Consider the following 8,242-nt stretch of genomic DNA (forward strand, 5'->3'; position numbering starts at 1 on the left):
GGGCATGTGCCTCGGTATTCCGGGCCGCGTTCTGGAGGCCCACGACGACGCGGGGCTGCAGATGGCCACCGTCGACTCCGGCGGCGTACGACGCGAGGTCTGTCTCGACTACACGCCCGGCGCGGCTGTCGGAACGTACGTCATCGTGCACGTCGGCTTCGCGATCACGGAGGTCGACGAGGCGGAGGCGCGGCGCACGCTCGATGTGCTGCGGGCGATGGCGGACGCCGTGGAGACGGAGCTGGGCGAGCCGCTGCCGTGACAGCCCGGGTCCCGGGACCCGGGACCGTCCGGCCCTCCTTCGTGCCCGACCGACCCATCGGCCCACGGTCCGTCGAGGTGGACTCTGAGAATGTCCGACCGACCGACGAGAGGCACGCGATGACCACCGTCCCCGCATCCGGCGACCGCATGCACGCCCTGCTCACCGACGGTACGACCGTGTGCGTACGGGCCGCCGGGTCCGACGACCACGACGCCGTGCTGCGCCTGTACTCCGACATGTCTGACGAGAACCTGCGGCTTCGGTTCTTCTCCGTCAGCCGTCGCTCCGCCGAGCAGGCCGCCGCGCGGGTCGGCAACTCGACGGACGCCGGCTACCGCGCCTTCGTCGCCGAGTACGACGGTCAGGTCATCGGGATCGCCGAGTACCAGGTCGAGGGAGAGGAACGTGCCGGCAGCGCCGACATGGCGCTCGCCGTGGGCGACGCCTGGCACCATCGCGGGGTCGGCACGCTGCTGCTGGAACACCTGGTGTCCGCCGCGCGCGCCCAGGGAGTCACGTCGTTCTCCGCCGACGCGCTCGCCGAGAACCGCGAGATGCTCAAGGTGTTCACCGACCTGGGGCTGCGAACCGTGCGGCAGTTCTCAGGACCGGAGATCCGCTGCCTGATCCCCCTCGCCGACACGGAGCACTACCGGGTGCGCGTCGAGGGACGCGGACAGACCGCGGACGTGGCCAGCCTGACGCCGCTGCTGCGCCCGAAGTCGGTGGTGGTCGTCGGAGCGGGCCGCAAACCGGGTTCGGTGGGCCGGGCCGTGTTGCACAACCTGAGCACCGGAGGTTTCACGGGCCGGCTCCTCGCGGTCAATCCGACGGCCTCCGTGGTCCTGGGCGTGCACGCGTATCCGTCCGTCGGCGCGTTGCCGCTGGTGCCGGACCTCGCAGTGATCGCCGTGCCGGCCCCGGACGTGCCCGCTGCCGCCGAGGAGTGCGGAAAGTTCGGTGTGCGGGCACTACTGGTGGTTTCCGCCGGGCTCGACGCCGACCAGGCCGAGGCGCTCCTCGCCGCCGGCCGGCACCACGGCATGCGGCTCGTCGGCCCCAACTGCCTCGGTCTCGCCAGTACGGAGGAGACGGTGCGCCTCGACGCCACCTTCGCCGCCACGCACCCGCAGCCGGGCACCGCCGGAGTCGCGGTGCAGTCCGGCGGAGTCGGCATCGCTCTGCTGAGCGGGCTGGAACGGCTCGGCATCGGGGTGTCCGACTTCGTCTCGCTCGGCGACAAGTACGACGTCAGCGGCAACGACCTGTTGCAGTGGTGGGAGTCGGACGGGCGCACCGATCTGGCGCTGCTGCATTTGGAGTCCTTCGGTAATCCGCGTGCCTTCTCCCGTACCGCGCGCCGCGTCACCAGGCGCCTGCCGATCCTGACCGTCGACGCGGGCCGGACCGAGGCCGGACGGCGCGCCGCCGCCTCCCACACCGCGGGTGCCGCCACCACGACGATGACCCGGCGCGCACTGTTCACGCAGGCCGGGATCACCGCCACCCGTACTGTCCCCGAACTGCTGGAAACGGCGGCCCTCCTGCACTCGCAGCCGCTGCCCACGGGCAGCCGGGTCGTGGTGGTCACGAACGCGGGCGGCGCCGGAGTGCTCGCCGCCGACGCGTGCGCGGAGGCCGGCCTGAGCCTGCCGCCGCTGTCCCCGGCTCTGATCGACGACCTGCTCGGCATCCTGCCGCGGGGCGCCACCGCCGGCAATCCCGTCGACGCCGGCGCCGCCGTCACGGAGGAGCAGCTGCGTTCCTGTGTGGACCGGCTCGCCGATCATGACGGCGTCGACGCGGTCCTGGTGGCACTGGTGCCGACCGCGGTCGCCACGGCGACCGGCGACGACCTCGTGCGGTCCCTGACCCACGCCCCGGACCGCCGCTCCCGAACGGTCGCCGCGGTCCTCCTCGACCAGGAGACGACCGTACGGCTGCTGCCCTCCGACACCGGCCACGTGCCCGCGTACGCCGACCCGCAGGCCGCCGCACGCGCCCTCGCCCATGCCGCGGAGCGCGCCCGCTGGCTGGCCCGGCCGCCCGGCACCGTTCCCGCACTCGACGGCATCGACACACAACGCGCCCATCAGGTCGTCGCCGCCTTCCTCGCGGACAACCCGGACGGCGGCTGGCTGGACCCGCGCGCCTGCGCCGAACTCCTCGGCTGCTACGGCATACCCCAGTCGCCGTGGGCCTGGGCGGAGTCCGAGGACGAGGCCGTACTGGCCGCCGACCGGCTCAAGGGACCGGACGGGCTCGTCGTCCTCAAGGCGCACTGGCCGGGGCTCGTGCACAAGACCGTCCAGCACGCCGTCCATCTCGACCTGCGCGGCGATGCGCAAGTGCGCGCCGCCTACCAGGACTTCCACGTCCGATTCAGTCCCATGCTGGCCGGTGCGGTGGTGCAGCCGCTCGCGCCGCGCGGCATCGAGCTGTTCGCCGGAGTGGTCCAGGACGAGGTGTTCGGGCCGCTGGTGCTGTTCGGCCTCGGTGGCACCGCGACCGACGTACTGGACGACCACGCGGCACGGCTGGCCCCGCTCACCGACCTCGACGTGCACGACCTCGTCACCGCACCGCGCTGCGCGCCCCTGCTGTTCGGGCGCGACGGCACCGGCCCGGTCGACCTGGAAAAGGTGGAACAGCTGCTGCTGCGCCTGTCCCGGATGGCCGGCGACCTGCCCCAGCTGGCGGAGGCCGACCTCAACCCGGTCCTCGCGCGGCCCGACCTGGTGACCGCGCTCGACGCCCGGATCCGGCTGTTGCCGCGCCGGGCCCACGATCCCTACCTGCGCAGGCTCCGCTGAGCCGGCGCGCGACCGCGCACTCCTGAGAAAGGCGGCAGACCATGAAGCACAGCAAGGTCGGCTCGGTGATGACGAGCGAGGTCGTACGCGCCACGTACGGCACGCCGTTCAAGGAAGTGGCCCGGCTCCTCGCGGAACACCGGATCAGCGGTCTGCCGGTGGTCGGCGACGACGGAAAGGTGATCGGGGTGATCTCCGAGACGGACCTCATGGCCCGGCAGGCACAGACGCCCGACCCGCTGAAGCCCGAACGCCGCTTCGACTGGCGGAAGTTGACGCCTGGCGTGCGTGCACGCCGGACCAAAGCACGGGCCCGGACCGCCGGACAGCTGATGTCCGAACCCGCCGTCACGATCCGCAGCGACGGAACCGTCGTCGAGGCGGCCCGTGTCATGGCGCACCGGCGCGTGGAACGGCTGCCCGTCGTGGACGAGGAGGAGCGGCTGGTCGGCATCGTCACCCGGCGCGACGTGCTCCAGGTGTTCCTGCGCCCCGACACGGAGATCCGTGCGGCCGTCGTCGACGAGGCGCTGGTGAAGGCGCTGTGGCTGTCGCCCGACGCGATCGGTGTGGACGTCCACCAGGGCGTGGTGACCCTCACAGGGCAGCTGGACCGCCGCAGCGCGGTCGCCATGGTCGTACACATGTGCCGTGCCACGGACGGTGTGGTCGCCGTCGTCGACCAGCTGACCTACCGCTTCGACGACTCCCGGCTCCGGCAGGACGAAAACTCCATGCACGGCGTGGCCGACGACTGGCTGCGCGGAAGGTGAGGAGGTGCATCGATCATGACAGGAACAGTTCTCGTCGCCTACGGGTCGAAGAACGGCTCGACGGCGCAGATCGCCGAGCACATCGGCGAGGTGCTCACCAAGGAAGGGCTGACGGTCCGGGTGCGCCCGGCGGCCGAGGTGGATGAACTCGGCTCCTACGACGCGGTCGTGCTCGGCGGCGGACTGTACGCGGGCCGCTGGCAGCGCGACGCACGCCGCTTCGCACGCCGTCATCGCAAGGCCCTCACGCGGCTGCCCGTGTGGCTGTTCAGCAGCGGACCGCTGGACGCCTCCGCCTCCGAGCGCGAGATCCCGCCGCCGCCCGGCGTCCGGCGCGTCTCGCACCGGATCGCGGCACGCGGACACATCACGTTCGGCGGGCGCCTGGAGGGAGATGTCAGGGGACGCATGGCCCGGATGATCGTGGAATCCGGGAAAGGCGGCGACTTCCGCGACTTCGAGCAGATCACCGTATGGGCGACGACCGTGGCCCATACGCTGGCGGCCGAACCGCACCGGCCCTGACCGGTCGGCCCGCCCGTGTACGTCATCGAGCCGGGAGGCGGCATGACCGACAAGAAGACGGCGACGCTGCCACGCAAACCGTACGAGAGGGAACTGCTGCGGCTGCAGACCGAGTTGGTGAAGCTGCAGGAGTGGGTGCGTGCGGAGGGTGCCCGACTGGTCGTGGTCTTCGAGGGGCGGGACGCCGCGGGCAAGGGCGGCACCATCAAGCGGGTCGCGGAGCACCTCAACCCTCGTGTGGCCCGCATCGCCGCGCTGCCCAGGCCGACCGAGCGCGAGCGCACCCAGTGGTACTTCCAGCGGTACGTCGAGCACCTGCCGGCCGCCGGTGAGATCGTGCTCTTCGACCGTTCCTGGTACAACCGGGCGGGGGTCGAGCACGTGATGGGCTTCTGCACGAAGGAGGAGCACCAGCTCTTCCTCCGTCAGTGCCCGATCTTCGAGCGGATGCTGGTCGAGGACGGCGTCCTGCTGCGCAAGTACTGGTTCTCGGTGAGCGACACCGAGCAGCAGGAGCGTTTCCGGCGCCGGCTGGAGGATCCTCTGCGGCGCTGGAAACTCTCACCGATGGACCTGGAGTCGATCAGCCGCTGGGAGGCCTACTCCCGGGCCAAGGACGAGATGCTGGTGCACACCGACGTCTCCGAGGCGCCGTGGTACATCGTGGAGAGCGACGACAAGCGCCGGGCCCGGCTGAACATGATCGCCCACCTGCTCGGCTCCGTCCCCTACCACGAGGTGCCACCACCGGTACTGCGTCTGCCGGTGCGGCCGTCGTCGGCGGGTTACGTACGCCCGCCGCGCGATCTGCAGATCTACGTTCCCGATCACGCGGCGGGTCTGTGACTCACATCAGGTGTTCTCCCCGTGAGGGTGGGTCAGCCGTGCGCGACGACGGCGACGGGAGCGGTGGAATGGTGCAGGACGGCGTGTGTGACGGGACCGATGTGCGAGCCGATCGGGCTGCGGCGGATCCGGCGGCCCACCACGATCAGGGACGCCTTCCGTGCCGCGTCCACGAGGTGGCGGGCGGGGCTGCCGAGGCAGGACTCCTCGACGGTCTCGACAGCCGGGTACTTCGTGCGCCAGGGCCGCAGTGCCTCGGTCAGGGCAGCGGTGTCCTGCCGCTGCAGTTGGGGACCGAGCTCGGGATCCGTGGACAGCGCGTACGCGTAGTAGCCGGGCAGGCTCCAGCCGTGCACGACATGCAGGGTGGTGGCTCGCCGGGCGGCCTCCTCGAAGGCGAAGGTGATCACCGCGTCGTCGGGGCCGTAGGTGTCCAGGCCCAGGACGACGGGTCGGTACGGGGTCGCGGCGGACGGGATGCCTACCGGGTCCGTCTCGTGCTCCTCGGCGGCCTGCTCCCCGGCCCGGACCATGATCACAGGCACCTCGGTGCGCGCGGTCACGGCCTGGCCCACGGATCCGAGGAGGAACCCTCCGAGTCCGCCGAGCCCGCGGGACCCGAGGACCAGCAGTTCGGCATCCTTCCCCGCGGCCGTCAGCACCTCGGTGGGTGTGCCGCTCACCTGTTCCAGGGTCACGTCCACTCCGGGGTGGCGCAGCCGGAGTCCCGCGACCTCCTCCTGCGAGATCCCGCCCCAGTCCGCGGCCAGGGGCGCTCCCGTCTCGTCCGGCTCGCGCCAACGCGCCTGGGTCTCGGCTCCGAGGAGCGGGGCCTGAGCCATCGGCACCGGGAGGGGCTCCCAGACCTGCAGCAGCTTGACCGGCAAGCCGCGCAGCTTCCCTTCACGGGCCGCCCATTCGGCGGCGGCACGGCTCTCCGGGGAGCCGTCGAGGCCCACGGTGACGTTGCGGGACATTGGTCCACCTCCTGAATCCGGATCCGTCCGGATCCGGTTCCAGCATGGGGACGGCAGTGGCGTCCGGTGCAGGGGCCGCAGGTCCCGAAGGCGGACCGACCGGCCCCATGGGCAGGAGTGACGTACAGGCCGGCCCACGGTGGTGGGAGAGCTGCCGCGATCACCTTTACCGGGCCGGACGGTGCCGGCCGGGGAGCGACACCTGGAAGGTGGTCCGCCCGGGCCCGCCGGCGACGGTGACAGTTCCGTGGTGGGCGGTGATCACGGCCTGCACGATGGCAAGACCGAGGCCGGTGCTGCCCGTGGCCCGGGAACGGGCGTGATCGGCGCGGACGAAGCGGCCGAAGACCTCCGGCCGGAGCTCTTCGGGGACTCCCTCTCCGCCCCCGCGCACCCTCGCCATCTGCGTATCACGGTGAAGGCGGCCGGCGGACACAGTGCCGCGCTCGCCCGTCTGGCGCCCGGTACCCGGGTGTGGGCCGAGGGTCCCTACGGCAGCTTCACGGCGGCGCGCCGCGAACGCCCTCGGCTTCGTCCTCCCCCCACACTCCCCCGGGCACCTCGCCGGGTTCGGCCACGGCTACGGGCACCTTCACCGGAGATCCCGTCGACACACGGTACGGAACCGTGCAGGTCGCCACCACGCTCTCCAGGGGCAGGATCACCGCGGTGACCGTTCTTCAGGCACCGGACCAGAACGGACGCGACCGGCAGATCTCCTCCTACGCGCCGCCTCGCCTCACCCGGGAGGCGATCGGCGCCCAGAGCCCGCACATCGACGCGGTCTCCGGCGCGAGCTATACCAGCCAGGGTTACGTCCAGTCCCTCCAGAGCGCTCTGGACCAGGCCCGTGCCTGACCTCGTGTGCGGGTCGCGACAGGTCGAGTCGAAGCCCTCGACGTGCTGCCCGGTGGCCAGAAGTGGTGGACACCGAGGTGCGGTCAGGACGGACCACGGGATGGGACGGGGCACACACGCCGCTGTCCGGCAACCGTTGTCAGCGCCGGCCGGCACGGACGACCGCGACGGGGCAGTGCGCATGCCGCAGTGCCGTCCGGCTGACCGAGCCCGGCAGCAGGTTCACCAGGCCTGTCTGGCCGCGGATGGAGACCACGACGAGCTGGGCCCGGGCACTCGCCGCGACGATGGCTCGGCGAAGGCAAGTTCAGTGGCTCGCCGTGCCCCCGCCGAACTGTTGAGGGCGACCAGTACGGGACCGGTCGGGTCCTGCCTGCCACGCACCACCAGGACCGGGCAGGGCCCGTGCCGGACCAGTCGTCCGGAGACTGATTCGTGCGGCAGCGCGCCAACCCTTTTCCCGCCGTTCGGCCGGCCGTCGTCGACGACGGTGAGAGACGCGTACGCGGACGACAACTCCAGGACAGCCGCAGGAGCCCCGAACAGGACCTCGTTCGTGACCTCCACCCGAGGTGCGATGCCGCTCGCACGGTGTCGCGCCTCGGCCAGAGTGCCGTTCAGCGCCTCTTGGTACCCCCCACCCGGGTCCCACGGCGGCACACCCGCGGGTACGCCCGACGGCCACCCGAGAGCGTATGTCAGCCGCACTCCCACCCCTCGCCGGTCGGCTTCCCGGACTGCGACCTCCACAGCGGTCAGACTCGACGGCGAACCGTCCACTCCCACGACAACCGGGCCACTCATGGCAGTTCTCCCCTTTTCGACTCCGCACGGTCCCCCTCGCGGGGAACCGTGCTTTCAGCGGCACGAGCCGGCGGCGGACAGCTTCACGCCGTCCGGGCAGCTAGTAGATTGTCGTTGCTTATTTTTGCTGTGTGGTTGGGTAGAGGTGGCGCAGTTTCACGCGGGCGTCGTCGGTGGTGAAGTGCCAGTCGACTTGGCGCTGGTCGCTGTTGGTCTGCTGCTGCCAGGCGGCGAGTTCGGCGTTGAGCACGGCGAGGTCGTCGATGCGGCGGTCCAGGCACTGGCGGGTGAGCGCGGAGAGTTCGATCTCGGCGATGTTGAGCCAGGAGCCGTGTTTGGGGGTGTGGTGGATCTCCAGGCGCTGTGCCAGCGCGAAGGCTC

General features: G+C 71.4%; 9 protein-coding genes and 3 pseudogenes. 7 read left to right on the forward strand and 5 right to left on the reverse strand.

From position 1 onward, the window contains the following. The first annotated feature begins 4 nt into the window (after positions 1 to 4). From AB0D14_RS31055 to ppk2, 5 genes are all read left to right on the forward strand, one after another. A complete protein-coding gene (locus AB0D14_RS31055) occupies positions 5 to 262 on the forward strand; it encodes a HypC/HybG/HupF family hydrogenase formation chaperone (RefSeq protein WP_362785795.1) in 258 nt (85 codons plus the stop codon). A gap of 119 nt (positions 263 to 381) precedes the next feature. Next, positions 382 to 3,078, forward strand: a complete 2,697-nt coding sequence (locus tag AB0D14_RS31060; protein WP_362785797.1) for a bifunctional GNAT family N-acetyltransferase/acetate--CoA ligase family protein — start codon at positions 382 to 384, stop codon at positions 3,076 to 3,078. Positions 3,079 to 3,119: 41 nt separating this feature from the next. Beyond that, complete coding sequence (locus AB0D14_RS31065; RefSeq protein WP_362785798.1) at positions 3,120 to 3,851, forward strand: CBS domain-containing protein; 732 nt, start codon at positions 3,120 to 3,122, stop codon at positions 3,849 to 3,851. 15 nt (positions 3,852 to 3,866) lie between these two features. Further along, entirely contained in the window at positions 3,867 to 4,376 is a 510-nt protein-coding gene (locus AB0D14_RS31070) for a flavodoxin domain-containing protein (protein WP_362785800.1), read from the forward strand. A gap of 42 nt (positions 4,377 to 4,418) precedes the next feature. Then, positions 4,419 to 5,222: a polyphosphate kinase 2 gene (ppk2, locus tag AB0D14_RS31075; protein ID WP_362785802.1), complete on the forward strand. Its 804-nt coding sequence runs from the start codon at positions 4,419 to 4,421 to the stop codon at positions 5,220 to 5,222. A gap of 32 nt (positions 5,223 to 5,254) precedes the next feature. Here ppk2 and AB0D14_RS31080 read toward each other — a convergent pair whose 3' ends face one another. Further along, positions 5,255 to 6,199, reverse strand: a complete 945-nt coding sequence (locus AB0D14_RS31080; RefSeq protein WP_362785804.1) for a universal stress protein — start codon at positions 6,197 to 6,199, stop codon at positions 5,255 to 5,257. 166 nt (positions 6,200 to 6,365) lie between these two features. Continuing rightward, positions 6,366 to 6,635: an ATP-binding protein gene (locus tag AB0D14_RS31085; protein WP_362785806.1), complete on the reverse strand. Its 270-nt coding sequence runs from the start codon at positions 6,633 to 6,635 to the stop codon at positions 6,366 to 6,368. Between AB0D14_RS31085 and AB0D14_RS31090 the strand changes: the two are divergent. Together AB0D14_RS31090 and AB0D14_RS31095 are read left to right on the forward strand one after the other, a co-directional pair. Next, positions 6,573 to 6,728 (forward strand): annotated as a pseudogene (locus AB0D14_RS31090) (ferric reductase); the annotation flags it as partial. The gene AB0D14_RS31085 and the pseudogene AB0D14_RS31090 sit on opposite strands and share 63 nt — an antisense overlap. After that, a pseudogene (locus tag AB0D14_RS31095) lies at positions 6,710 to 7,057 on the forward strand (FMN-binding protein); the annotation flags it as partial. The pseudogenes AB0D14_RS31090 and AB0D14_RS31095, both read left to right, overlap by 19 nt. A 139-nt stretch (positions 7,058 to 7,196) precedes the next feature. Here the strand turns inward: AB0D14_RS31095 and AB0D14_RS31100 are convergent. The 3 genes and pseudogenes from AB0D14_RS31100 to AB0D14_RS31110 all read right to left on the reverse strand — a co-directional run. Further along, positions 7,197 to 7,313 (reverse strand): universal stress protein, encoded by a 117-nt coding sequence (locus tag AB0D14_RS31100; protein ID WP_362785807.1) that lies wholly within the window; start codon positions 7,311 to 7,313, stop codon positions 7,197 to 7,199. Next, positions 7,280 to 7,861 carry a universal stress protein gene (locus AB0D14_RS31105; RefSeq protein ID WP_362785809.1) on the reverse strand — a complete coding sequence of 194 codons (582 nt, stop codon included), beginning with the start codon at positions 7,859 to 7,861 and terminating at the stop codon, positions 7,280 to 7,282. Before AB0D14_RS31105 ends, AB0D14_RS31100 begins: the two co-directional genes overlap by 34 nt. A gap of 118 nt (positions 7,862 to 7,979) precedes the next feature. Beyond that, positions 7,980 to 8,242: pseudogene (locus AB0D14_RS31110) on the reverse strand (IS630 family transposase); the annotation flags it as partial.

The organism is Streptomyces sp. NPDC048484, from assembly GCF_040651415.1.
In the GTDB taxonomy this organism is placed as follows: domain Bacteria; phylum Actinomycetota; class Actinomycetes; order Streptomycetales; family Streptomycetaceae; genus Streptomyces.